The 24,522-nt window shown below is 60.4% G+C and carries 20 protein-coding genes and 1 tRNA gene; 11 read left to right on the top strand and 10 right to left on the bottom strand.

Features of this window, described 5'->3' with window-relative positions; all coding sequences use genetic code 11:
- Both BLR31_RS07285 and sseA read left to right on the top strand, forming a co-directional pair.
- A tRNA-Ile gene (locus tag BLR31_RS07285) sits at positions 1 to 76 on the top strand.
- A 24-nt stretch (positions 77 to 100) separates the two neighbouring features.
- Positions 101 to 964 carry a 3-mercaptopyruvate sulfurtransferase gene (gene sseA, locus BLR31_RS07280; RefSeq protein ID WP_090594147.1) on the top strand — a complete coding sequence of 288 codons (864 nt, stop codon included), beginning with the start codon at positions 101 to 103 and terminating at the stop codon, positions 962 to 964.
- A gap of 5 nt (positions 965 to 969) precedes the next feature.
- Here the strand turns inward: sseA and BLR31_RS07275 are convergent, their stop codons facing one another.
- From BLR31_RS07275 to BLR31_RS07235, 9 genes are read right to left on the bottom strand one after another with little or no spacing between them, the layout of a single operon-like run.
- Positions 970 to 1,794, bottom strand: a complete 825-nt coding sequence (locus BLR31_RS07275; RefSeq protein ID WP_090594144.1) for a substrate-binding periplasmic protein — start codon at positions 1,792 to 1,794, stop codon at positions 970 to 972.
- A complete protein-coding gene (locus BLR31_RS07270; protein WP_090594141.1) occupies positions 1,794 to 2,618 on the bottom strand; it encodes an ABC transporter permease in 825 nt (274 codons plus the stop codon). The genes BLR31_RS07275 and BLR31_RS07270 overlap by 1 nt, the downstream gene beginning before the upstream one ends.
- Positions 2,619 to 2,629: 11 nt before the next feature.
- Positions 2,630 to 3,493 carry an ABC transporter ATP-binding protein gene (locus BLR31_RS07265; RefSeq protein ID WP_090594138.1) on the bottom strand — a complete coding sequence of 288 codons (864 nt, stop codon included), beginning with the start codon at positions 3,491 to 3,493 and terminating at the stop codon, positions 2,630 to 2,632.
- Positions 3,490 to 4,521 carry an ABC transporter substrate-binding protein gene (locus BLR31_RS07260; RefSeq protein ID WP_090594135.1) on the bottom strand — a complete coding sequence of 344 codons (1,032 nt, stop codon included), beginning with the start codon at positions 4,519 to 4,521 and terminating at the stop codon, positions 3,490 to 3,492. Before BLR31_RS07260 ends, BLR31_RS07265 begins: the two co-directional genes overlap by 4 nt.
- 28 nt (positions 4,522 to 4,549) lie before the next feature.
- The gene (locus BLR31_RS07255; RefSeq protein WP_090594133.1) at positions 4,550 to 5,326 is read right to left on the bottom strand and encodes an ABC transporter permease; all 777 of its coding nucleotides are present in this window, start codon (positions 5,324 to 5,326) and stop codon (positions 4,550 to 4,552) included.
- Entirely contained in the window at positions 5,319 to 6,293 is a 975-nt protein-coding gene (locus BLR31_RS07250) for an ABC transporter ATP-binding protein (RefSeq protein ID WP_090594130.1), read from the bottom strand. Before BLR31_RS07250 ends, BLR31_RS07255 begins: the two co-directional genes overlap by 8 nt.
- The gene (locus tag BLR31_RS07245) at positions 6,290 to 7,165 is read right to left on the bottom strand and encodes a DUF58 domain-containing protein (RefSeq protein WP_090594126.1); all 876 of its coding nucleotides are present in this window, start codon (positions 7,163 to 7,165) and stop codon (positions 6,290 to 6,292) included. Before BLR31_RS07245 ends, BLR31_RS07250 begins: the two co-directional genes overlap by 4 nt.
- Positions 7,165 to 8,166: an AAA family ATPase gene (locus BLR31_RS07240; protein WP_090594123.1), complete on the bottom strand. Its 1,002-nt coding sequence runs from the start codon at positions 8,164 to 8,166 to the stop codon at positions 7,165 to 7,167. The genes BLR31_RS07245 and BLR31_RS07240 overlap by 1 nt, the downstream gene beginning before the upstream one ends.
- A 12-nt stretch (positions 8,167 to 8,178) precedes the next feature.
- Positions 8,179 to 8,799 (bottom strand): site-2 protease family protein, encoded by a 621-nt coding sequence (locus tag BLR31_RS07235; protein ID WP_090594121.1) that lies wholly within the window; start codon positions 8,797 to 8,799, stop codon positions 8,179 to 8,181.
- Positions 8,800 to 9,097: 298 nt separating this feature from the next.
- Between BLR31_RS07235 and BLR31_RS07230 the strand changes: the two genes are divergently transcribed.
- The 8 genes from BLR31_RS07230 to BLR31_RS07195 all read left to right on the top strand — a co-directional run bounded on the left by BLR31_RS07230 (position 9,098) and on the right by BLR31_RS07195 (position 22,773).
- On the top strand, positions 9,098 to 11,299 hold the full coding sequence (locus BLR31_RS07230) for an outer membrane protein assembly factor BamB family protein (RefSeq protein WP_090594119.1): 2,202 nt from the start codon (positions 9,098 to 9,100) through the stop codon (positions 11,297 to 11,299).
- An 84-nt stretch (positions 11,300 to 11,383) separates the two neighbouring features.
- The gene (locus tag BLR31_RS07225; protein ID WP_176762561.1) at positions 11,384 to 12,247 is read left to right on the top strand and encodes a type 2 periplasmic-binding domain-containing protein; all 864 of its coding nucleotides are present in this window, start codon (positions 11,384 to 11,386) and stop codon (positions 12,245 to 12,247) included.
- Between the two features lie 31 nt (positions 12,248 to 12,278).
- Positions 12,279 to 13,766, top strand: a complete 1,488-nt coding sequence (locus BLR31_RS07220) for a hypothetical protein (protein WP_090594113.1) — start codon at positions 12,279 to 12,281, stop codon at positions 13,764 to 13,766.
- A 3-nt stretch (positions 13,767 to 13,769) separates the two neighbouring features.
- Positions 13,770 to 17,915, top strand: a complete 4,146-nt coding sequence (locus BLR31_RS07215; RefSeq protein WP_090594111.1) for a vWA domain-containing protein — start codon at positions 13,770 to 13,772, stop codon at positions 17,913 to 17,915.
- Positions 17,896 to 18,672 (top strand): endonuclease/exonuclease/phosphatase family protein, encoded by a 777-nt coding sequence (locus BLR31_RS07210; RefSeq protein ID WP_244504974.1) that lies wholly within the window; start codon positions 17,896 to 17,898, stop codon positions 18,670 to 18,672. Before BLR31_RS07215 ends, BLR31_RS07210 begins: the two co-directional genes overlap by 20 nt.
- Positions 18,673 to 18,747: 75 nt before the next feature.
- Entirely contained in the window at positions 18,748 to 20,553 is a 1,806-nt protein-coding gene (locus BLR31_RS07205; RefSeq protein ID WP_090594109.1) for an ABC-F family ATP-binding cassette domain-containing protein, read from the top strand.
- A 298-nt stretch (positions 20,554 to 20,851) separates the two neighbouring features.
- Entirely contained in the window at positions 20,852 to 21,523 is a 672-nt protein-coding gene (locus BLR31_RS07200; protein ID WP_176762560.1) for a L,D-transpeptidase, read from the top strand.
- 71 nt (positions 21,524 to 21,594) lie between these two features.
- Entirely contained in the window at positions 21,595 to 22,773 is a 1,179-nt protein-coding gene (locus BLR31_RS07195) for a BaiN/RdsA family NAD(P)/FAD-dependent oxidoreductase (protein WP_090594105.1), read from the top strand.
- A gap of 3 nt (positions 22,774 to 22,776) precedes the next feature.
- Here BLR31_RS07195 and BLR31_RS07190 read toward each other — a convergent pair whose 3' ends face one another.
- The gene (locus BLR31_RS07190) at positions 22,777 to 22,992 is read right to left on the bottom strand and encodes a hypothetical protein (protein ID WP_090594101.1); all 216 of its coding nucleotides are present in this window, start codon (positions 22,990 to 22,992) and stop codon (positions 22,777 to 22,779) included.
- Between the two features lie 318 nt (positions 22,993 to 23,310).
- Between BLR31_RS07190 and BLR31_RS07185 the strand changes: the two genes are divergently transcribed.
- Positions 23,311 to 24,381, top strand: coding sequence for a PRC-barrel domain-containing protein (locus BLR31_RS07185; protein WP_090594098.1), 1,071 nt, complete (start codon positions 23,311 to 23,313; stop codon positions 24,379 to 24,381).
- The last annotated feature ends 141 nt before the right edge of the window (positions 24,382 to 24,522 follow it).

Below are 24,522 nucleotides of genomic sequence, written 5' to 3'. Positions count from 1 at the left end.
GGGCCTGTAGCTCAATGGTTAGAGCCGACCGCTCATAACGGTCTGGTTGGGGGTTCGAGTCCCTCCGGGCCCACCACTGTCCATTCAAGGCGAGGTGAGAATGTCCCAGCCGCTCCAAGTTTCCGCTCCGCTCGTCGATGTCCAATGGCTCAAATCCGCTTTGGGGCATCCTCGCCTGGTTGTGCTCGACGCCAGCTGGTATCTTCCGGACGCCAATCGTGACGGGCGGGCCGAGTTTGGCGAACGCCGTATCCCCGGCGCGCAATTTTTTGATTTCGACAAGACGATTGCCGATACCGAAAGCGATCTGCCGCACATGCTGCCGTCGCCGGACGTATTCGAGGCCGAGGCGCGCAAGCTTGGGATCAATCGCGACAGTGTTGTGGTCTGTTACGACGGCGCGGGTATTTTTTCAGCCCCGCGGGCGTGGTGGATGCTCAAGGTTTTCGGGCATGATCAAGTGGCCGTTCTCGATGGCGGCCTGCCCGCCTGGGTAGCGGCTTCATGTGCGCTGGAGACGGGCACGGCCTCCACGCCTGTGCCGGGAAATTTCGAAGCTGAGGTCGTGCCCGATCGGCTTGCCCAGCTTCCCGATGTGATCTCGGCGGTGGAAAGCGGCGATCGTCGTATCGTCGATGCGCGCGGCGCTGCCCGGTTTGCAGGAGAAGCACCGGAGCCTCGTCCCGGGCTGCGATCGGGTCACATGCCGGGCGCGCAGAATCTGCCGTATAGCGATGTGGTTGCCGATGGACATTTTAGATCAGTGCACGAGCTTGCAGAGCTGTTTGCCGCGCGGGGGATCAAGCAAGGCGACAACGTGATCGCGACCTGTGGTTCGGGCGTAACCGCGTCGGTGCTCGCCCTTGCCATGGAAAGTTCCGGGCTCGGCAGGGCATCGGTCTATGATGGTTCATGGGCAGAGTGGGGCGCGCGAGACGACCTTCCCATCGCAACGGGTCGATAACGGCCTTAGTGTCCGAGCGTGAGTAGATCCGGGTCTATCTCGTAGCGCTCGGCCAAACTGGCGACGACGCCTTCGTCTGTGAGGTCGTGGAGGGTCGATTCCACGGCGCGGCGCAGGGTCATGTCGCCCTTCCAGAAGCCATAGCCGAGCGGGATTTGTTCCAGAGGTGCCGGCAGTAGAGCGATCTCGTATGCGTCGGGATCGAAGGTCTGCGTGGCCAGCAAAGCCTCGGTCACAACGACATCGACCTCACCGTCCTCAAGGGCCCGCGCCATGGCGGCCGGATCGCGCAGAATGGCCGTGCTTACCTGCTGGGACCGGAGATATTGCGACAGCGCGATCCGATCCAGGCCCGTGAGTCCGACATATACGCCAACGGTTCGGTCCGCGATGCCTGCGGTGTCGCCAAGCGGGGAAACGACCGCCCAGCCGGTTCGCAGATGCGGGGCGGACGTGTCGAGGAATGAGCGCGTCTGCGCGCTCAGCGCCACACCGCCGGCCAGCAATTGGCATTGCGCGCGGTTAATCCGCCAGCTGCGCGGGTTGTAGTCGCGGCCCATGAGCGAGTTGCTGACGACGTTGAGGCGCCAGCCCAGACGGTCGGCAATGGCCTGGAGCAGTTCGACCTCGAATCCGGGAACGTCCGCGTCGCCTGTAACGAGCGGGGGATAGGATGTCGGCATGCAGACGCTCAAGCGTCCTCGGGTATCGATCTCGGCTCGGGAGGTGTCGGGCGGCAGGAAGCTCACCGCGAACAGCAGCGCAAAGACGACGGCCAGGGGACCGAAATCGTTGAGAACCGATCTGAACCGCGACGGACGCTCGACCATCAGACTTTCCTGAACTCCCACATCGCCAACAGGAAAAGCCCCACAGCCAAGACGCCCACAACCTGGAAGTTGAAGGCCGGATCGAACTGGTTGAAGTCGATCAGGATGCCGCGCATCGCATCGATGGCGTAGGTGAGGGGATTGAACTCGACCATATAGACGAGCCACTCGGGGTAGGTGACAAGCGTCTGGGCGCGGGTGAGTGCGGGGTCTAGGGGGAAGACCGAACTTGCGGTGAAATAGAGGGGCAGGATCACAGCATTGGAAAAGACGCCGAAGCTCTCAAAGCCCCGAATGTAGTTCGCGATGACGATCCCGAAGGCTGTGAGGCCAAAAGAGAGAACAAACATGAGGCCGATCGCTTGAGCGATGTCGCTCCACGATGGCGCAACGCCTACGAAGCGCGCGACGACCAGCACCATGCATCCATGAATGACCGCTGTGGTGGCGCCACCCAAAACTTTCCCGAGCAAGATCAAATTGCGCGGCATGGGCGAGACCAAAACTTCGCGCAGAAAGCCGAATTCGCGATCCCAGATCAGAGATACCGCGGATTGGATCGAGGTGTAGAGAATGTTGAGGACGATGACGGCTGGGAAAATGAACTGCAGATAGGTGTAGGGAACGACAAACCGGACCTCGCCATAGACCTCGCCGCGGAAATATGGATTGAGGCCTATGCCGAGGATAAGGACCCAAAGGAGTGGGCGGCTGACCCCACCTACCAATTGCCCCTTGTCCCGAAGCGAGCGTTTCACCTCGCGCAGCCAGATGGCATAAACGCCGCGCGCCTGCCCAAATCCTCGTGACAAGGCTGTCGACATGCCCGGATCTCCTATTGGTTCAGCTCGCGGCCGAAAAAGGCCGACGCGGGATCGGTGAGCACGAGGTCCCTGATCCGGTTCCACAGATGATTGCGGAGGGTTATGAAGTCCTGGTCCGACCGGGCAGCATCGAGCTGGCGGGGACGGGCGAGGGGCACATCGATCACTTCGAGAATACGGCCGGTCGACATCAGGACTACTGTGTCCGCGAGCAGTAGCGCTTCATCGACGCTGTGGGTGACAAACAGAACAGTGGGCTTGCGGCGGTTCCAGATGTGAAGCAGTTCGATCTGCATAAGTTCGCGCGTTTGGGCGTCGAGACTCGCGAACGGTTCGTCCATGAGCAACATCTGTGGCTCGCCGGCCAATGCGCGAGCCAATGCAACGCGTTGTTTCATCCCGCCCGAGAGCTGGCCGGGGTAGCTCGTGGCCCAGCGGGTGAGGCCAACGAGTTCGAGATATGTATTCGCGCGGTCGCGGCGTTCGGACGCGGACAGGTCCAGCGTTTCGAGAGCGAATTCCACATTCCCAAGCACCGTTGCCCACGGGATCAATCGGAACCCCTGGAAGACGAATCCAGTATCCGGGCCGGGTACCGGGGGCCGCCCCTTGACGGAGACGGTCCCCGAGTCCGGCGCGATCAGGCCGTTGGCAATCCGGAGCAGGGTGGTCTTGCCGCAGCCGGAAGGCCCGATGACCGCAACAAACTTGTGGTCATCGATCGACAAGGACACATCGGCCAATGCCAGCGCCGAGGACCCATCGGACCGTCCGAACGCCTTATTGACGTGATCGAACACAAGTTGCGGTGCTCGAGCCGCGGTATTCGCGGTTCCAGCATGTTCGATCGGCGTTCCGGCGGCGAGAGGTGTCATCTATCCGCAGGATCCATCGCGTCTTCGGTGCCCAGTTCGGCGAGGACGGCATCGAGGGGACCGAAATCCACCCAGTCCTGCAATTCCAGCGGCGCGATTTCGGAAAAGTCGGGTGTGGCATACAGCCAGTCCGAAGTGTAGCTCAGTTCGGCGGCGCTCATGCCGCCATTGACGCTCCAACTCTCGGCGAAGGCATCGGCCAGCATTTCCAGGACTGCGACGTCGGTCTGGGGCAGGGCGTCCGACATCGCATCGACCCAGAGCTGCGGATCGGCTGCGAAATCGCGGCTGATCTTGACCAGCGCGCGGATCACCGCTTCAACATCCTCCGGCCGATCCTCGAGCACATTTCCGGGTACGGCATTGACCTTGTTTACGACGGGCGCCGCCTCATAGTAGGCGTCCTGATCGATAAGGACATGAAGGCCCGTCGTGTCGGGCAGCTCGGCCCAAGTGCCGATCGACATGGTGGTTGCATCGATCTGACCGGCGGCAAGGGCCTGAGCGCGCACGTTCGGCTGGCCGAGATTGACCAGTTCGGTATCCTCGATATCGACATCCATGCTGGCCAGGACGAGCGTGGAGAGCGAATGATCGAGGCTGCCGACGCGGCCCACGCCAAAACTTGCGCCGACGAGATCCTGCGGCGTCGCGATCTCTTCACGCGATGCGATCAGGAAGGGCAGCGATTTGTTTGGTGAGGTGACGGCGCGGAAATCGGTCGCACCGGAATTGATGACCTGAAGCAGGGCGTCAATGCCCACGTTGGCCATGTCGCCCTCGCCCGATTGAAGGGCGGCCAGTGCAGAGGGTGTCTGCTGTACCCGCACGAGTTCGACATCGACCCCTTCGCGTTCGAAATAGCCGAGCTCGACGGCAAGATCCATGACGGAGTTGGGAACGAGCGGCACTTCGAGATGCGTTACGATGAGGCGGAAGGGTTCATCGGACTGGGCGTTTGCCGTGCCGGAGAAGGCAACGATCGCCGTGCCTGCAGCGAGCAGTGTGAGAACGCGTTTGATGATCATTTTTCTCTCCAGAGTTTGCGCCTTGGCGTCAGTCGCGCCAACGGCCGAGGCGGTTTTCGATAATGCGAAGGCTCTCAGTGACGACAACACCGATCGCCGCAAGGCAAAGGACGATGACGAAGTATTCGGCCATGCGAAAGGTGTTGCCATAGATCGCCAGAAGACCGCCGAGCCCGGACACGGCCGTGTAAAGTTCGGCCACGACGGTGTTGATCAGTCCGATCGTTGCGCCCAGGCGCAGTCCGACGATGACGTAGGGTATCGCACCGGGAATGACGATGCGCGAGAAAATGCGCAGGCGCCCGGCACCGACCGAGCGCGCCATTTCGATGAGTTCGGGATCGGCCTGCCGGACCCCGGCATAGGTGTTGATTAGGATCGGCATTACGGCGCCTAGCATGACGATGAACACCTTGGCCTCGATGCCCAGACCGAGCAGGACGATGATCAGCGGAATGAAGGCAACCCGCGGCGTCGCGGACAGGGCATAGACATAGATCTCGAGCGTGCGGCCGAACAGATTGAACGCGCCCATGGCAACGCCAAGCGGGATGGCGATGAGGATCGCGATGCCATAGCCGCTGAGATAGACAGTGACGCTGTCCAGCAGACCTTGCTGCAGCCGCCCCTCGGAAAACAGTCGTCCCGCCGCATGGTAAGTTGCCAAGGGCGAGGGGATGATATTGCGGGCGACGTTGATCGACGCCAGCCACCACAGCGCCAGCAACAGGATCAGAAATCCGATGCGCGTCGCAGCTATGGTGAGCGCTGAGTATTCCTGGTTGGTGCGGGACGCGCTAGCCATTGCGCCTCGCCTTCCTGGATACCGGCGGGGCTTCGCGGAGATCGCGGCCGGTGAGCGAGAGAAAAACGCTCTCCAAGCTTGGCTGGTCTATGGAAATCTGGCGCAACTGATTGCCGAATTCTGCAAGAATTGCATCGGCGCTATCGGTCGCCGTCATCTGGATAAGCAGTTGGCTCTCGGCGCCCGCTACCGCATCCGGGTAGCGCGCGAGAATTGCGGCGCGAGCTTCGTCCGACCTTGGGGTCACCTTAAGCAAAGTCGATCCATGCTGCGATTTCAGCGCGTCCGGGCTGCCCTTTGCGAGGATCTTGCCGCGGTCGATGATGCAGATGTCGTCGCAGGCATCGACCTCTTCGATATAGTGAGTGGTGACGATTACGGTCAGGTCCTGTTGCGCGCGGAGGGCTGCGATATAGTCCCAGATGCGGGCGCGTGCCTGAGCGTCCAGCCCGACCGTCGGCTCATCAAGGAACAGGATTTGCGGCCGGTGCATGAGGGCGCGCGCAATTTCGAGGCGGCGACGCATGCCTGACGACAGGGTTTTGACCTCTGAGTCCGCCCAGTCGGTCAGATCCACCAGTTCGAGCATTTCGTCCGTACGGGTCAGCCGTTCCCTGCGGCCCATCTGGTAGACCATGCCGTGGAAGGAGAGGTTCTCGCGCACCGTAAGGCGCGTATCGAGCGTGGTTTCCTGAAAGACGACGCCGAGCTGTCGGCGCGCCGCGAGGGGCTGTTTGACCACGTCGATCCCGGCGATGAGCGCTCGGCCGCTATCAGGACGGCCGATCGTGCAGAGGATGTCGATGAGTGTCGATTTTCCGGCACCGTTCGGGCCCAATAGCGCGAAAACGGTGCCGTGGGGCACGGCGAGACTGACATCGTCGAGCGCGAGGGTGCGTCCGAAGCGCTTGGAAACGCCCTCGACGGTTATCGCCAAGCCTTCGGGGTAGGTCTCTACGCTGCTCATGACACCACTCCCAAGCTCCGGAATTTCGTCAGGCAGATGTCCGCCAAATCGTCCTCGTCGGTCAATGACACAAACGACCAGCCGCGCGAACGAAACGCGGTCAGCAGATGATTGCGGTGCGTTTCAAGCGCCTCGCGGTATTGCTCAACGATATGCTCGTCAATGACGATAGCGCGCTCCTCTCCGCTTTCGCTGTCGACGATTGTCATCAGCCCGTCGCCAAGTTTGGCGGGATCCTGCTCAGTCGCGGATAATATCTGGATGCCCAGGACGGTATGGCCGGCTTGCGCAAGAACGGCGATCGCTGCCGGTAAATCCTCATCCCACCAGTCACTGAGCGTGATGATGAGCGCGTGTTCAGTGAGTGACTTCACGAGCCTTTCCGCACTCGCTGCGAGCGGAGTGCCGACACTGGCTGAGCGTTCCGATATCCAAGCGAACAGGTTTTCGCTGCGCGCGACGCCCTGCCAGCGATCGGAGACGGCAAGGCCTTGGCGGTCGATGGTGGCAATCCGCACACTGTCGCCACCGGCTAGCGCGATAAACCCTAAAATCTGCGCAAGCTGCTGCGAAAGGTGGAGTTTTGCGGTGCCGGCAGCGCCCATCGAGGGACTGGTGTCGAGAAGGACGACAACGGGCAATTGCTGATCGCGCGCGAACTCCCGCAAATAGTATTCGCCCGTGCGCGCATAAAGGTGGGGATCGAGATGACGTGTATCGTCGCCTTCGCGATACGGGCGGTGGTCGATAAACTCCAGACCCTGGCCCTTGCGCCTGGACCGGCGCTCGCCGATCGATGCGCTTCCTGCCATCGTCGCAGGCATGAGGCGGGTTCGGCCCAGTTGATCAAGCAGGGCGGCGGGCGGTCGCATCAGGCGTGTTCCATCGTGCGATCAAAGAGGTTCATGATCAAACTTTCGATGTCGATGCCGGCGGCGCGTCCCTCGAAATTGGCCTGAACCCGGTGGCGCGTCACGGGCAAAAGGACATGACGCAGGTCGTCGATCGACACGTGATTGCGGCCATGGGCGAAGGCGCGGGCTTTTGCAGCGACCACGAGCGCTTGCGCGCCGCGTGGACTGACACCGAACCGGACGTAGCGGTTTACCTTATCATCGGAATGCGGGCCGTGCGGTTGCGTGGCGATACAAAACTTCGCGATGGCCTGGTGCAGCGACGGGGCGATGGGCATCCGCCGCACCAGATGCTGCATGTCGATGACGTCCCGGTCACGGGCTACGGGCTCGGGCTGCGGCTGGGTCTCGCCGGTAGTGGTTTCGAGAATGCGCGTGAGAACGGCCTCGTCGGGATAGCCGACATCGATCCGGAACAGGAAACGATCGATCTGGGCTTCGGGAAGAACGTAGGTTCCGTCCATCTCGATTGGGTTCTGGGTCGCAAGGACGAAAAATGGTCGTGGCAGGCGGCGCGTGGTGCCTGCAGCGGACACGGTGCCTTCCTGCATCGCCTCAAGCAGTGCCGACTGGGTGCGAGGTGTTGCACGGTTGATTTCGTCGGCGAGAAGGAGTTGGGAAAATACCGGACCTTTTCGGAATTCGAGATGCGTGCGTCCCTCGTCATCGGGGGTGAGCACGGATGTGCCGGTAATGTCAGCTGGCATAAGATCAGGGGTGAACTGAACGCGTGCGAAATCGAGGCCGGTGGCGGTGGCGAGGGCGCGAACCATAAGGGTCTTCCCGACACCTGGAGGGCCCTCAAGCAGAACGTGACCGCCTGCCAATAAAGCGATGAGCATCAGATCGGTCGTCTCGTGTTGACCGATCACCGTATCGCGCAGCGATGCGCGGATGTCGCCGACGACGGCACGAAGGCGGTCGAGTTGGGCGCCGGGATCGACTGAAGCTGAATTCATGACGTCAACATCCTACCCGCCCGTGACCAGTCTGAGGATTGAGCGTGCTAAGCCCGAAAGCGCCGTGGGGGCCCAGAACAGGCACAATGCGCCGACTGCGATCGAAAAAAACACCATCCGCTTTTCGATCCAACGATAGGCGGCCGGCGCGAGCGCTAAAACGAGAAATCCTGCACCGAGCGGTGGCAATGGAAGCACGTTGATCACGGCCATATAGACAGACATCTGCGCGATGGTTTCGAGCAGGCCGACGGCGACGTAGCTGACAGAACTCGATGGCATAAGTGAAAACGCCAGCGGTCGGAGCGCCCAGAGACCTGCCGCAAAGGCGATAAGTGTCAGAATCGACGCAAAAACAATGATCGGTAGCGCCAAGCGACCGAATCTGAGTTCCGCTGGATCGATCTTTGGTGGACGGCTCCATCCAAACAGGACCAGAACCGCACAGAGCATTCCTATCGGGTCGATGTGCCGGAACGGATTGAGTGTCAGTCGGCCATCATATTGGGGACCGCGATCCCCCAAAAGGCGCGCGAGTCCAGCCGTCACAAATCCATGCAGCGCCACTGCTATCACGGCAGCGAAGACGCGATAGAAAATCTGTTGGGCCGATAAATCTACGGTCCATGGCACGGCTTGGAATCCTCCTCTCGCGCCAGATCATTAGTAGGATTAATTCCGCTATTCGGAATTGCGTTTCGCTACTTGTCTGTGCGCAAGGCAATGCGTACAATCGCTTGCGATGTAGCGCAATGGTGTACCGCATCATCTGTGCAATCGAATTAAACCAAATTGAATTGGGCGCAATGTACTCAATTCATACCGTAAAATAGAGTATAAAATTCAGTACTGCGCGCAGGATTGCAAATCGAAAGCCGATTAATCCAGCCCGTTGGCGCTGCAATTTCATACGACGTAAGAGGAGACGAGTGTGAGCAGCATTTCCCGTAATCGCGAATTCGGGTCTCGCAAATATCTGCATCGCGGCGTGAGCATTTTCGGCCTCGCGGCGATATGGGGACTCGGCAGCGCCGGCGCACTTTACGCGCAGGACTACGTTACCGAAGAGCAAGCCGCGCGTGGTCAGTCGACCTATGAGCAGCGATGCGCGACCTGCCATGGCAGCGACATCATTTCCAGCTTTGCGAATTATCCCAACGCTGAGCTGTTTTTCAATTACGTGTCGACCGCAATGCCGGCCGACGCACCTGGTAGCCTTCCCGCGCAGCAGTATGCGGACATCGTGGGCTATCTCCTGACTGCGAACGGCATGCCGACAGGTAGCGAAGAACTGCCGCCCGAGCCGACCATTCTGGCGCAGTTGACGCCGGGTGCCGGCGCCGAAGCGCCCGATGACGCCGCCGCCGAGGAAGAAGATGCAGCGCCGGAAGCCGATGCTGCCGCAGCAGCTCCTGCTGCCGAAGTCGCCGAGCCGGTCACCGAAGTGGCAGACGATACCTCGGGCCGCGAATACTCGCCCGTCACTGACGAGATGATCCTCGATCCCGATCCGGCCGATTGGCTGAGCTGGCGTCGTACGGTCAACAGCTGGGGTTACAGCCCGCTCGATCAGATCAACCAGGACACTGTCGGCGATCTCGAGCTGGCGTGGAGCTGGGCTCTGGGCGAAGCCGGTCAGCAGGAAGTCATGCCGATCATCCATGACGGCATCATGTTCCTTGCGACCAACAACAACTATGTCGAAGCGCTCGACGCCGAGACTGGTGACCTTCTGTGGTCCTATACGCATACCCGCCCGGAATTCCAGGGTGGCTATCACAACAACCAGGCCATGCGTCAGAAGAACTCAATCGCCCTTTACGGCGATGACGTCATCCTGACCACTGTCGATGCGAAGCTGATTTCGCTCGACGCGCTGACTGGCCAGATCAACTGGGAAGTCCAGGTCAACGATTGGGAAGCCGGGTATAGCTACACTGCCGGCCCGCTGATCGCTGACGGCAAGATCTTTGCCGGTACGTCCGGGTGTTCGATTGTGGGAACGGCCGGCGCTTGCTGGATCACCGCTCACGATGCTGAAACCGGTGAAGAACTCTGGCGCTTCAATACGCTCGAAGATCCGAACAACCCTGACTTCGAAGACAGCTGGGGTGGCGTGCCGCAGGAAAACCGCTGGGGCGCAACGCCCTGGGCAACGGCTTCCTACGATCCTGACCTCAACATGGTGTATTTCGGTACGGGCATGCCTATTCCGTACATGGAAATCACCCGTGGTACCGGTGACAACGACGTTCTCTACACCAACTCGACCCTGGCATTCGATGCCGATACGGGCGAGCTGAAGTGGTACTTCCAGCACCTGCCGCGCGACAACTGGGATCTCGATTCCCCGTTCGAACGTCTGATTATCGATGCTGAAGTCGACGGCGAAATGCGCAAGATGATCGTCACGACACCGGGCAAGAACGGCATTACGTTCGGTCTTGATGCCGAAACCGGCGAATTCATCTGGGCAGAAGAAACCGTCTACCAGAACGTCGTTAGCGACATCGATCCCGAAACCGGCCGCGCAACGGCCAATGTCGAGATCATCCCGACAGAGTTCGGCGAAGCCGTCACATTCTGCCCCGCCATTCCTGGCGGCCGTCTGTGGCAGGCCAGCGCATACAGCCCCGATACCGGCCTGTTCTATGTCCAGGCTGCCAATACCTGCCAGACCATGGCTGCGACCGAAATGAGCGAAGCTGCTCCCGGTACGGCAATGGGCATGATCCAGGGCTTTGGCGAATCGCTGGCTCCAGACGCGACCGGTGTCGGTTCGCTTCATGCGCTTAACGCAATCGACGGCGAGCATGCGTTCGACGTTCAGCAGGGCCCGCGCTTCACCAGCTCGATCCTGCCGACTGCCGGCCGCCTGCTGTTTGTCGGCGACGCTGACCGCTATATCAAGGCACTCGATGACGAGACCGGCGAAACCCTGTGGCAGCATCGCCTGCAGGCTCCCGTTGGTGGTACACCTGCGACTTATGAAGTCGATGGCGTCCAGTATCTCGTGATTGCAGCCGGCCAGAGCAACCAGACCCATGCGGCTCTGACCCCTGGTGGCCTTGCGACCCCGCGTCTCGGCGGTAACTCGATCCACGTATTCCGTCTCCCTAACCAGGGCGAATAAGCGGTACGACGTGTTTGACCCCCGGGGCCAATCTGGCCCCGGGGGATTTGTCTTTAATCTCCCAGCCGAATGTTGATTCGTCTCATGGTCATTTCCAGCGTCAGTGCTTCGCGCGTTACCGGCTCGTTTATCGCGATGAGCCTCGCGCTGCTCATTTCGACTTCGGCCAATGCGCAGGTATCGGAGAGCATCGATCGTTCAATGCTCGAGACGTGGCGCCTCAATACCGGCAGCACAGTCCGCCTGTGCCAGTTCAGCGGTGTCCCTACTGCGGAATTCGATCGTAGTGTCGGCGAGGCCATTGCCGATCGGCTGTTGCTCGAGAGCGAGTACACCGAGCTTGGGGCCGGGTATGGCATTGGCGGCGAGTTTGCCGGACAGGATCTCTATGTGAGCCTGGTGAACGACTGCGACATCATCCTCGGCATGGGCCTGGGGCCAAACCTTTATCCTGAAGAATTTTCGCCGACGCGTCCTTATGCCGGATTCAGCTATGTCGGGGTCACGACCGATCCCCAGGTGCAGCGGCTTGCCGATATCCCTTCCGATCAGCGACTCGGCGCGCGGGTGGCATCCTTTGGCTACACGACCGCCATGCGCTATGCAGCGACATTGCCGCAGGACCAGCGCTGGCAAATCCTGCCCTATGGCGACATCGACCTCATGGTGACGCGATTGGTCGATGGTACGCTCGGCGGCATGGTCATCTATGGGCCTACACTGGCCACCGTGTTGGCAGAACAGCCAGACCTCGATCTGACGCAGTTTTCCATAACGCCCGATACGGCCGCGGAAATTGAGACCGGTGGTATCATGCTCACGAGCAATACCTATCTCCGCACCCTCGTGGATGACGCGATTGCCTCAATGATTGAGGATGGCACGATCGAAAGTCTCATTGTCGAGGCGGGACTGGATAGCGTGCCTTACAGCGTGGGCGGTTTCTGAGGGCGCCTAATGCTGGAGCGAGATCCTGCTGATGACCGATTTCGCTTATTCACACCCTGAACTCGATTTGCTGCAGTCGCGCCTGCAAAGTGCCCGACGCCACTATATTCTCCGCGAAATCGTCCTGACGCTGCTTGTGACCTTGTGCGCTGCGATGGCTGCTGTTCTGACGCTTCGGGTGACTGCGTATTTTGGCATGGATTTGCCTGCGGCCATCATCGCCGTCTCCAGCGCGGCGGTATTTTTCGGCATGGCGGTCAGAGGGTTTTTACACCAACCGTCCGATCGCGCCCTGGCGATAGCGGCCGACCGCATCTTGAGCGGACGAGAGATATTCAGAACCGTTCTGGAAACGCGGCGGAGCGACAAAAACGTTTTCGCTCAACGACTAATCCTGCAGGCTGAGCAACTGGCAAGGCAGATCGTTCCCGCTGACCTTGTGCCGGGAGTCAGTCGGACATTGATCGTGGCGACCCTTCTGCTGTCCGCATCGGTTCTGGTCAGCGCTTTCATCGCGCCGCAGTCTTCGGCTTCCCTAACGCCTTCGACAATGATCGAAGGAGTGGAATTGCAAGCGATCGTCGCGGCGCTCGACGACATTGCAATAAGGCTGGAAAACGAGGGTGTGGCGCAGGGTGAGCAGTACCTCATGGCCATTTCCCGATCCTTGGCTGAGATGTCGCGTGAAAGTGCCAACCAACATTCGGTCACGCGGCGCCAACTGGCTGACGATCTGGATGCTATCGGTTCGCATGCCGGTCCGGCGCTGCAAGCGGCGCGAGGCGGCGAGTCCGGGCGGACACTAATCGATCAGCTTGCGCAGTTGCAGCAGCGAGTCGAGCAGGGCGCCATCGCGTTGCGCTCCGGTATTGATGCGGCCAATGGCGCGGAACCGACCGCTCAAGCACCGACGCCTCAGGGACCCGAGGAGGGGCCGGCGACAGATATCCCGGCCGAGGGTGGCATCGCGACATCAACAGCACCTGGGGCACAACGGTCCGACATCGTTCCGGATGATTTGCCGACCGGTCCGGTCGAGGGGCCGTGTCAGATCGACGGCGAAGAGAGTTGCATGGGACCCGCCGACACCAATTACAGTGCTGACCGGTCGACCCCGACTGGTGATGCGGCGCAGGCTCTGGGCTCAACCGCGCGTTCCGACGCCGATGTCGCTGGGCGTGAGGGCATGTTGATTGGTGCGGCTTCGCAGTCGGGCCGCGGGGACAGCGCTCTCGCTGGCCAAGGTACCGAGGATTTGCTTGGCCCCAACGCATCGCAATCGCTCGATGCCCTCAGGACGTTTCTTACCGTCGCGACTGACCGCGTCGCCGAGGGCGATCGGTCGATGGCGCAGAATCAGGCGCCCGAGACCGTGACGACGCTCGGTCCCGGCGGCAGTCTGGACGCAGCCAGCGGTCAATGGCGGAAATTGCCGGAGCAACCCGGCCGTCATGGCGCGATATCGGCCAGTCGGCGCGACGTGCTCGTTCAGTATTTCGACCGCCCGGTCGAGGAATAGGGCATGATCCTATTAAATCCGATCTGGCTGCTGCTCGGTTTGGCTGCCATTCCCATCTTGCTTTTGCACGCCCAGCGTCCGCGTCGACAGGTGGTGCCCAGTCTTGCGATCTGGAGAACGCTGACCTCCACATCAGCGGCACCGCGAAACATCGCATGGCCGCGCCTAACGCCATCCTTGCTGTTGCAGCTCGCGGCATTGGCAGCAATTACCCTAGCGGCGGCCAATTTGCGGATCGTACCCGACGACTTTCCGGACCATACCGTTCTGGTGATCGACAATTCGGGGTCCATGTCGGTCGGAGATGGCATTGCGCAAAGCGACGCCGGAGAGATCATCTCCGTTCTCGAAGGCGCCGGTACGGGACTGCTTTCAGTCATCAGTGTGGAGGGCAGGGCGCGTCTGGTGTCGGCTCGACGTGACGATGCAATGACGGCTTTGCGTGACCTCTCCGATCTGTCCGCAACCGATCAGCGCGCCGATTGGGCGGGCGTTGCGCGTTGGTTGGATACAATCGTCGAAGACGATGAGCGCACGCGTGTTCACATTCTCTCGTCAGAAAGCTGGCGCTTGCTTGATCATTACCAGCCGGGCGATCTCGTTTCGGTTTCCGCGACCGCATACCCCGCCGATGAGCGGGGCCTTGGGCTGCGCGTTGACGATCTCAGCTTTGATCGATCGACCCAGCGCTGGCGGGTTCAGGGCCATCTGCGTGCCCGCTCGGCAGACACCATGCCCGATTCTGTATCTTTCTATTACGCCCGCGCGGGTGACGCCGACTTTCTTGATTGGGGTGCGGTGGCGCCGGTTGGTTCGGAAACGATCGACGGTATTCAAACGGCACGCTTTGCCGCGAGCCTCGATCTGCCAGGTGAGGGACGGCTGGTAATCGACGCAGCGCCGGGAAGCGAAAACGCCTCGCATCGACACCATGCCGTCATTGAAACCGCTCGCGCCCAGGTTCTTGTTGTTGGAGAGCCGGTGCCTGAGATTGCGCGTGCTCTTCGCGCCGCAACAGAAGTGGATATTTCAGAGAGCGAGAGCCTTCCAGAGGACGCCAGCGCCTACGACCTCGTTGTTTTGGACGGCCCGCGACCGCAGACGCCTCCGAATACGAACGTATTGTATCTGGGCGCGTCGGCGATCGACCGCAATCAGCAGCCGGGGCAAATTGCCGATGATGTGCTGTCGGGCTGGAATGCTGATCATCCGTTGTCGTGGGACATAGATTGGGCGTCAATTCCCAGTCTGGCGTATGTCGAGGGCGGATTGCCACCGGGGCTTGTGATCGTGGCGCAGGTGGCAGGCAATCCGCTCCTGGCTACCCGCACCACGGCCATAGGCAGGGAGGTCTATCTTAGCGCGCGTTTCGCCGGAGAAAGCTGGGTTCAGGACCCTGCCTTTCCGCTTTTGGTGGCCAATATTGTCGAGTGGATGCAAATAGGGTCAGCCACCACGTGCATTTCCGGCTTGGCCTGTCCTCTAGATCGCGAGCAGCGCACGGCACAGATTACATCTCCGTCAGGCGAAATCGTCTATGACGGCTCGCGTCTTTCAGGCAATGGCGCGGTTTTGGACGCCGTTTTTCGCCCGCGCCAGGCTGGGTTTTATTTGGCCGGTGACGCGCCGATCGCGGTCAACGCGGCTGTATCTCTTCCAGGCGAGAACCCCGGTGAAGATATCGAGCAATGGTGGCCAGATGCTTCGATCGAACTCAGGGTATGGCTGATCGGGCTGGCCATCGCACTTCTGGTCGCTGAACTCGCAATTTATCTCGCTGGCCGACGATTGGTGGGGCGTGGCGTGCTTGATCTCATGTCCCGTCACCGATTTACGATTGCCGCGCGCGGTTTGACCATCCTGACGCTGGGGGCTGCGTTGCCACCACTTGCCGTCCCCATCCTTGCGCCGACGGCGACGCGCGTGATCGTGGTGGATGCGGCAAATGCGGCGCCGCGAGCCGACCGTGACGGCGTTCTAGTTTCCGCAAACGCTCCATACAATGAAGGTGTTCTGCCACTCTCCTGGGCGCGCGCGGTCGAGTTGGGGCTCGCGCTTGCGCCCTTACCTCCGCGGGTTGCTCTTGGGGGAGATGTCACAGATGACGGGGCGTTGGCAGAACGTCTATTTGCTCAAGCTGGTCCAATCATCGACATTCTTCCTGTAGCGCCGTCCGCGGGCTCGGACGTATCGATGGTGTCGATTGACGCTCCAGCCGGCGTTGCCATGGGCGAGACGTTTCGGGTGACCGGGCTCGTTCATTCGGACCGACCCGGAGAGGTGCGCCTGATCACGCTCCGCAACGGCCTCCCGGTGGATTCGAGGCAGCTGGAGCTTGTTGCCGGACTTACGCGGGCCGACGTCGTGCTCACGCCCGGCTCAGTTGGTGCCGAGCTTGTCGAGATGGTTCTGGAATCGAGCGATGACGATATTACGGCCAACAATATCGAGGCGACACTGGTTACGGTCGGGCCGTCGCCCCGGACGCTGGTTGTGGCCAGAGACGGCGATCAGGGGGGGGCATTCAGGGCTATCGTAGCCAATCAAGGGCTCGAGGTCGAAACCGTTGCGCCGAACGCTGCTCCGCGCGCGATGGAAGGGTGGCTCGCCTATGATCAGATCGTTCTGCTCGATGTCGGCGCACGCGATCTGCGGTTCGATCAACTCGAGCAGCTGCAAACCGCGGTGGGGACGTTCGGCAAAGGCTTGATGATCGCAGGAGATGAAAATGCGTTCGGGGCAGGGGGCTATTATGGTACGCCTCTCGAGGCGCTTTCGCCGCTCTCGAGCCGCGTGCCTCATGACCGGCCGCAGACCGCGATCATTTTTGTCATGGACCGCTCAGGCAGCATGGAAGCGCCAGTCGGTCCCGTAACGCGCCTCGATATCGCCAAGGCCGCACTGGCCAACGCTGCCGATCTGATGGAGCCTGACGACCTTATCGGCATCATCGGCTTTGATGACCTGCCCCAGACCATCGTCAGTCTTCAAGAGCGAGGCGAAGATGATATCGGGCCTCTTTTGGAGAACGTGATCCCTGGAGGCGGGACGGCTCTTTTCGAAGCGCTTGGTGAAGCGATTGGTGTTCTCGAAGCCGCCGATGCCAGCTTGAGCCACATCGTCGTCATCACCGACGGTCTGGTGGAGCCATTGGATTTTTCGGTGCTGCTGGACCGCGCGCGAGCTTCGGAGATCACGATATCGACTGTCGCCGCCGGGAGTTCGGCTGTGACCGACCGCCTTGAACGGATCGCCGAGGATGGCGGCGGGGTCTATTATGCAACGCGGGATTTCCAGACGCTTCCGGCCATCATGATGCAGGATATCATGACGCTGGACGATCCCGTGGTGGTCGACGAGCCCACCGAGGTGGCGGTCGCCGTTGACGGGCGTCGCCTCGGGCTCAATCTCGTGGATTTGCCGCTCCTCGATCGTCACGTGAAGACAACCGCCAAGCCCGATGCGCAGCTCATGCTGACCCTTGTCGACGCCGAGGGTGAGACCCAGCCGCTGGCCGCCAACTGGCGCTACGGTGCTGGCTCGGTCACCGCATTTGCCATGAATCCCGTATCGGAAGTCGCAGGGCCATGGTCCGCGCTGGATGGTTTTGCAAGGCTCTGGTCGCAAAGCGTGAGGGATATCGGCCCGGACATTGTCGGGCCGGGCATCGATATTCGTGCGAACCGGCAGGGAGAGGGTTTTGACATTTGGTCGGAGATTACGGGTGTCGAAGGCGAGGCGGTGGCGCTCGACAAGCTGGAAGTCTCGGTTGCCGAGACGGGGGTGCCGGTCGAGATGGTTGAATTTGGATCAGGACGTTACTTCGGTCGCATCGATCAGGCCCCCATCGGGCCGACCACACTTTTGGCGCGCGGTGGGGATATCGAATCACAGGTGACGGTGTTTAAAGCCTACCCAGCCCATCTTCGGCATCAGTTTGGAGATCCCCGTGAGCCAGAGCTGCTGGCACAGGCATCGGGCGGCGTGGTTCTCGCCCGCGATGCAGCTCTACCGGCGATAGACCGGCATTGGGTGCTGCGTTCGTTGGCCTGGCCCTGGTTGGTTGTTGCGCTGGGGGTGTTTTTGATCGACATCTTCGTACTTCGCCGACGCTGGACATCGCAACCAATTGGGTATCGGCGTCATTGACGTCCACCGACCGACCGACAATGGGACTGGCATGATTTGCGTCGCATCCTACAATATCCGCAAGAGCGTCGGCACCGACTGGCGCCGCGATCCGGCCCGTATTCTCGACATCATTTCAGAGGTCGATGCCGATGTTATCGCGCTTCAGGAGGTCGATCGCCGATTTGGTAGCCGGTCGACATCGCTGTCGCCGGAGATGATCGCCGAGCGTACCGACTATTTTGCCATAAGTTTCGGTGTCCGTGAGCAGAGTCTGGGATGGCATGGGAACACCATCCTTTACCGCAAGGGGATGACGGTTCTCGATACGATGACCCTCACGCTTCCGGCGCTCGAACCGCGCGGCGCGGTTCTGGCCGATCTGCAGCGCGGGGATGACAAGATCAGGGTTATCGGTTTGCACCTGGGACTGGTGGATTTGTGGCGTCGCCGTCAGGCTCAATCCGTCCTCAACCAGCTCGACGTGCTTGATGAGGCGCTGCCCACTGTGATCATGGGCGATCTCAACCAGTGGACAACGGAAGGCGGGTGCCTTGCGCATTTTGCCGAGAACCACCAAGTGATTGCACCGGGCCCAAGCTTTCATTCCTCCCGCCCGGTTTTAAATTTTGACCGAATTATCACAACCCTCGATATCGAGGTGACCGCGTCCGGGGTTCACAAGTCCGATCTTGCCCGTCGCGGCTCGGATCATCTGCCCGTTTGGGCACGGCTTAAGATCAATGCCGTCGCCGCAGGGATGGCTCAATCAGCCTGAGCCCTTGCCAGGGACGATGTTTTTCGCCATCTGTCGCGGCGGTCACCCTATCGGGGCATTTTTCCAAGGACATCCATGCCTGCTCCCATTCTTGCGCTGCAATCGATCCGACTTATCATCGGCAGCAAACCTCTGCTTGAAGGTGCCGACCTTTCGGTTGCTCCGGGCGAAAAGATCGCTTTGGTGGGTCGTAACGGTTCAGGGAAATCGACGCTCCTAAAGATCGCGGCGGGCAGTATCGAAGCGGATGGCGGCGAGCGGTTTGTCCAGCCTGGCGCAACGATGCGCTATTTGCCGCAAGAGCCCGACCTGACCGGCTTTGACACGGTCATGGCCTATGTCGAGGCTGGATTGGAGGGCGCCGACGATCCGTTCCGCGCGCGATATCTGATCGAGATGCTGGGACTGACGGGAAACGAGGACCCTCGGTCCCTTTCCGGCGGCGAAGCGCGTCGCGCGGCGCTGGCGCGTGTTCTGGCACCAGAGCCCGATATCCTGCTTTTGGACGAACCGACCAACCATCTCGACTTGCCCGCGATCGAGTGGCTGGAAGGTGAACTCAAGTCCTTGAAGTCTGCGCTCGTCCTTATAAGTCACGACCGTCGCTTCCTCTCGGATTTGACGCGGACGACTGTCTGGATCGACCGGGGGGAAACGCGCCGATTGGAACAGGGATTTTCCGCGTTCGAAGCCTGGCGCGACGATCTGCTCGAGCAGGAAGAGAAGGACCAGCACAAGCTGGCCCGGAAAATCGTGGCCGAAGAACATTGGGTGCGCTACGGGGTCACGGCGCGCCGCAAACGCAATGTCAGGCGGATGGATTTGCTCTCTGGATTGCGCCAGCAGGTCCGAGACTATCGCGGCCCACAGGGCAATGTGAAGCTTTCGGTTTCAGAGGGTCGATCGTCGGGTGCCCTCGTGGTTGAGGCTGAGGCCATCTCCAAGGCATTCGGTGACCGCACCGTGGTCGACGATTTCTCGACGCGCATCATGCGCGGCGCGCGCGTGGGTATTGTCGGGCCCAATGGAGCGGGGAAGACGACGCTTATTCGCATGCTTACAGGGGAAATCGAGCCCGACAGCGGCAAGGTGACGGTGGGGACCCGCATCGAACTGGCCATGCTTGACCAACGGCGCGCGTCACTCGACCCGGAAGCCCCGCTCAAAGAGGTGTTGACGGGCGGTGGCAGCGATACGCTGACCATCAATGGAGAGCCCAAGCACGTCATCGGATACATGAAGGAGTTTCTCTTCACTCCCGAGCAAGCGCGGACGCCGGTCGGAAAATTGTCCGGTGGTGAGCGCAATCGCGTGACGCTGGCGCGCGCCCTTGCGTTGCCCTCGAACGTTCTGGTTCTCGATGAGCCAACCAACGATCTCGATCTTGAGACGCTGGATCTTTTGCAAGAGATGATCGCCGATTATGCTGGCACGGTTATCGTCGTCAGCCATGATCGCGATTTTCTCGACAAGGCGGCCACATCGGTAATCGTAGCCGAAGGTGATGGTCGCTGGAACGAATACGCCGGCGGATACTCCGACATGGTCAGCCAACGCGGCGCGGGCGTGGCGGCGCGCAAATTGGAAAAGCAGGCCGCGATGTCCAAGGACAAGGCGCAGTCTGGCGCGCCGGCGATCGCCAAGCGCAAGATGACCTTCAAGGACAAGCATGCGCTCGAGACCCTGCCGCGTGACATGGACAAAGTGCGTGCGCGCATGGCCGAGCTTCAATCCACTCTCGACGACGCGTCGCTTTATGCGCGGGATTCCAAGGCGTTCGAGACGGCCACGGCGGACTTTGTCGCTCAGCAGGGCAAGCTCGCGGATATGGAAGATCGGTGGCTGGAACTCGAAATGCTGCGCGAGGACCTGGAGGCCTAGTGTGATCCAGTTAGTCACGTTGTCGCGAGGCGGAATTATCCTTTCTGCATTGTAAACCATTGTCGTTTCATATGGCGAGTTCGTCGGCGAGCAGCTTGAGGGCCGCAAAACCGGGCGATATGAAACAGTTCGGCAGACGGCATGCATGATGCGCGGGGGCGGGCACGCCAGGGGTAGTGTGGTGCGCGAGCAACACGCCGCCACTGTGGCATGTAGGAGGCGGAACAATGTTGACGCTGCCATATTCTCCTTGCACGCGCCTCCCACGCGCATGCCTTTAACCCACGAAGACGCCAAAATGATTTCAGAAAACCGCCTTCTCTCCCGACGCCACTTCATTGCGGGCGCTGCCAGCCTTTCGGCGCTTGCGCTAGCTGGTTGCACGTCCACCCAGCCAGCACCGACGCAACCGCCGGCTCCGCAGCTCGACCCGTTCTACGTCAATATGTACGGAGCGCTTCCCAACGAGAAGCACCACGTACCGGCAGTCGATCTGCGCTTTGTCGACCCGGCCTACTATCGCCGCGTCGTTCCCGATCCCACAGGGGAGCGGCCGGGCACCATCTATGTCGACACAAGTGCCTACTACCTCTATCTTGTCCGTGAAGATCGCCAGGCGGTTCGCTATGGCGTGGGCCTTGGGCGCGAAGGCTTCGGCTGGTCGGGACGGGGAAACATTCAGTTCAAGCGCGAGTGGCCGACATGGACACCGCCTGCCGCGATGATCGAGCGCGAGCCTGAGCTGGAAGAATGGCGCAATGGTCAGCCGGGCGGTATCGATAACCCGCTTGGGGCACGCGCGCTTTATATTTTCCAGAATGGCCGCGACACGCTTTATCGCATTCACGGCACGCCTGAGCCCTGGACAATTGGGTCCAACGTCTCGTCCGGGTGCGTGCGGCTCATGAATCAGGACATCATCGATCTCTATAGCCGCGTGGCAACCGGGGCGACGCTGATCGTAGCCTGACCGTTACCCAAGTTTGGGTTACAAGCACCCGTCCGGTTCGCCGGGCGGGTTTGTTTTTTGGGGATGTTCAAATGCGTCAGGTCGATGTTGCGATAATCGGGGCAGGGGCGGCGGGCATGATGTGCGCAGCGGTCGCGGGTCGGCGGGGGCGCTCCGTCATTGTGCTCGATCATGCCGACGCGCCGGGCAAGAAGATTCGCATATCGGGCGGCGGGCGATGCAACTTTACGAATATTCATACAGAGCCGGGCGCGTTTCTCTCAGCAAACCCTCGGTTCGCAATCTCGGCGCTTAAGCGTTATCGGCCACATGATTTTGTCGCGCTCATCGAAAAGCATGGCATTGCCTATCACGAGAAAACGCTGGGCCAGCTGTTTTGCGACGGCTCGGCGCAGCAGGTCATAGACATGCTCGTCAGCGAGATGACGGCGGTTGGAGCGACACTCGAACTCGGCCAGACCATAAAATCCCTAGAGAGGGTCGATGGCCGTTTTCGTATCACCACCTCATCGGGCCCTATTTTGGCCTCAGCCGTTGTCGTTGCGAGTGGTGGCAAGTCGATCCCCAAGATGGGTGCGACGGGACTTGCATATCGGCTGGCCGAACAGTTCGGGCTGTCAGTGACCGAAACGCGGCCGGCTCTGGTCCCGCTCACATTCGAACCTGGATTGCTTGAGAAAACCAAGCCGCTCTCGGGGATTGGGATCGATGCGATCGTCGCGCAGGGAAAGACAAGATTTCGGGAAGGGTTTCTCTTCACGCATCGCGGCCTGAGCGGTCCGTCTATACTCCAGATCTCATCTTATTGGCGCGAAGGGCAGGCTATAGAGGTCAATTTTCTGCCCGATATCGTATTTGACGAGTGGATTGCCCGCCTGCGTGCCAATTCAGGGTCCGACAGTGTGATCTCCGCTCTCTCGGCGCTGCTCCCACGGCGCTTCGCCGAATTCATCGTCACAGGTTCGGGAGTCTCGGGAAGGGTGGCCGATCTCACCAAGGCGCATATCGAAGCGCTTAAAGGTCATGTCACGCGATGGACGACGAAACCTGTAGGCTCCGAAGGCTTCCGTACGGCCGAAGTGACGCTAGGGGGCGTATCAACGTCGGATTTGAATTCATCAACGATGGAAGCGAAATCCGTCCCTGGCCTATATTTTATAGGCGAAGCCGTCGATGTCACCGGCTGGCTGGGAGGGTATAATTTTCAGTGGGCATGGTCATCGGGCTGGTGCGCGGGGCAAGCCGTCTGAGGATCAGCTGCCTGAGGGCGTGATGATGGAGCCGACGCTAGCGACCCGCGTTTCGGCGGTCGAATAGGACAGAGGGCCTGCAGCGACCGAGAACCCAGCAGCGACCACCAAGACGATTGCCACCCAGCCAACGACAAAACTCCTGCGGTTGTAGCCTTTGATTGGCGCCGCGGACATGACATTCAGCGAGCGGCGGGCGAACGGTTCTACGAGCTTCATCACAAACCTACGATCGTTTGAAAGGTCGTGGGGTTATGACTGTTTAGTGTGCTGGCATGGTGACGCAAACGTGCCGGGAACAAGGCATTTTCGACATAGGCTACGCCCTCGTGGCACCTCCTTAACCTTAGGAAACGTGGTGTCTCCGCTCTCCGTTCCACGTTTTTACGACCTTGTTTGAATTACGTTTCCCGGGGGAACCAAGCCATAGACCCCGCGTTGATGGGGCATGATGGCTGGATCGTCGACCGGATGGATGCAATTGGATCCGCGGCCCCTGCCTGAGAACTTGAAACAAGCGATTTCAGGAGAAAACTTATGTATCGCAAGCTTCTTGCTACTACTGCCCTCTCGCTGGTTCTTGCTGGCGGCGCTTATGCCCAGGACATGGCTCCGGCCGATCCTGCAATGGCCCCTGCTGACCCTGCTATGGAAGCACCGGTTGAAACGCCGGAAGTGCCTCTCGTTAGCGCTGAAGAAACCGGCATCAATGCCGACGGTTGGCTTGCAACCGAAATTCTCGGCGAAACCATTTATAACTCGACTGGTGACGACGCTGAAGCCATCGGCGATGTGAACGATTTCGTTCTCGACCAGAATGGTGAAATTGGTGCCGTTGTCGTCGGCGTCGGCGGTTTCCTTGGAATTGGCCAGAAGAACGTGGCCATCAACTGGGAAGACCTTGAACTGGCAACAGATGCAGATGGCAACAACCGTCTGGTTGCAGGCATGACCCGCGAGCAGCTTGAAAATGCTGCTGAATTCAACCGCGAAGAATGGCTGCAGAGCGAAGCCAACGCGGCTGCCGAAATGGACGCGATGGCTCCGGCTGGCGGTGACGCAATGGCACCTGCCGCACCTGCGCCCGTCACCAATGATGCAATGGCCCCTGCTGATGACACAGTGGAGCCCGCAGACGACGCAGTAGTGCCTGCAGACGATGCAATGGCACCTGCCGGTGACGACGCTGCCGCAGTCCCCGCTGATGACGCTATGGCGACAGATGAGCCCATGGCTGACGACGCTGCTGTCGTAACTGCACCCGCTTGGGACAGCTATGAAACCGTAGCCGTTGCTGACATTACGGCTGACGAGTTGACTGGCACTACGGTTTACGGTGCTGGCGACGAGGACATTGGTTCGATCGGCGACATCCTTCTGTCGGAAGACGGCTCGGTTGACGCAGTGATCATCGACTTCGGCGGTTTCCTGGGCATCGGCACCAAGGAAGTTGCAGTAGGCTTCGATAACCTCGAATTCCTGCGCGACGAAGATGGTGACCTCATTCTGCGCACGTCGCTGAGTGCGGAACAGCTTGAAGCTGCTCCGGAGTATGACGAAGACGCCTATACAGCTTCGCCTGCCGACAACACCTACATCGTCGAATAATTCGATAACATATCGGATAAGAGAGGCCGGCTGGAAACAGCCGGCCTTTGTATGCGCGGTTGGTTGTCATTGCTGGTTGCAGAGACCTGCCGGCTCCGGCCCAGGGCATCGAGATACATGAAGGTGCGCCCGTAACGATGT

The sequence above is a fragment of the Pelagibacterium luteolum genome, assembly GCF_900100665.1.
Classification (GTDB): domain Bacteria; phylum Pseudomonadota; class Alphaproteobacteria; order Rhizobiales; family Devosiaceae; genus Pelagibacterium; species Pelagibacterium luteolum.
The sequence above is the reverse complement of the archived record's forward strand: the minus strand, read 5'-3'. Positions and strand labels throughout refer to the sequence as shown.

What these genes read in the sequence shown, in the direction of transcription:
- sseA (WP_090594147.1), top strand. Translation starts at nt 101, where the DNA reads ATGTCCCAGCCGCTCCAAGTTTCCGCTCCGCTCGTCGATGTCCAATGG.
- BLR31_RS07275 (WP_090594144.1), bottom strand. Translation starts at nt 1,794, where the DNA reads ATGGTCGAGCGTCCGTCGCGGTTCAGATCGGTTCTCAACGATTTCGGT.
- BLR31_RS07270 (WP_090594141.1), bottom strand. Translation starts at nt 2,618, where the DNA reads ATGTCGACAGCCTTGTCACGAGGATTTGGGCAGGCGCGCGGCGTTTAT.
- BLR31_RS07265 (WP_090594138.1), bottom strand. Translation starts at nt 3,493, where the DNA reads ATGACACCTCTCGCCGCCGGAACGCCGATCGAACATGCTGGAACCGCG.
- BLR31_RS07260 (WP_090594135.1), bottom strand. Translation starts at nt 4,521, where the DNA reads ATGATCATCAAACGCGTTCTCACACTGCTCGCTGCAGGCACGGCGATC.
- BLR31_RS07255 (WP_090594133.1), bottom strand. Translation starts at nt 5,326, where the DNA reads ATGGCTAGCGCGTCCCGCACCAACCAGGAATACTCAGCGCTCACCATA.
- BLR31_RS07250 (WP_090594130.1), bottom strand. Translation starts at nt 6,293, where the DNA reads ATGAGCAGCGTAGAGACCTACCCCGAAGGCTTGGCGATAACCGTCGAG.
- BLR31_RS07245 (WP_090594126.1), bottom strand. Translation starts at nt 7,165, where the DNA reads ATGCGACCGCCCGCCGCCCTGCTTGATCAACTGGGCCGAACCCGCCTC.
- BLR31_RS07240 (WP_090594123.1), bottom strand. Translation starts at nt 8,166, where the DNA reads ATGAATTCAGCTTCAGTCGATCCCGGCGCCCAACTCGACCGCCTTCGT.
- BLR31_RS07225 (WP_176762561.1), top strand. Translation starts at nt 11,384, where the DNA reads ATGGTCATTTCCAGCGTCAGTGCTTCGCGCGTTACCGGCTCGTTTATC.
- BLR31_RS07220 (WP_090594113.1), top strand. Translation starts at nt 12,279, where the DNA reads ATGACCGATTTCGCTTATTCACACCCTGAACTCGATTTGCTGCAGTCG.
- BLR31_RS07215 (WP_090594111.1), top strand. Translation starts at nt 13,770, where the DNA reads ATGATCCTATTAAATCCGATCTGGCTGCTGCTCGGTTTGGCTGCCATT.
- BLR31_RS07205 (WP_090594109.1), top strand. Translation starts at nt 18,748, where the DNA reads ATGCCTGCTCCCATTCTTGCGCTGCAATCGATCCGACTTATCATCGGC.
- BLR31_RS07200 (WP_176762560.1), top strand. Translation starts at nt 20,852, where the DNA reads ATGATTTCAGAAAACCGCCTTCTCTCCCGACGCCACTTCATTGCGGGC.
- BLR31_RS07195 (WP_090594105.1), top strand. Translation starts at nt 21,595, where the DNA reads ATGCGTCAGGTCGATGTTGCGATAATCGGGGCAGGGGCGGCGGGCATG.
- BLR31_RS07190 (WP_090594101.1), bottom strand. Translation starts at nt 22,992, where the DNA reads ATGAAGCTCGTAGAACCGTTCGCCCGCCGCTCGCTGAATGTCATGTCC.
- BLR31_RS07185 (WP_090594098.1), top strand. Translation starts at nt 23,311, where the DNA reads ATGTATCGCAAGCTTCTTGCTACTACTGCCCTCTCGCTGGTTCTTGCT.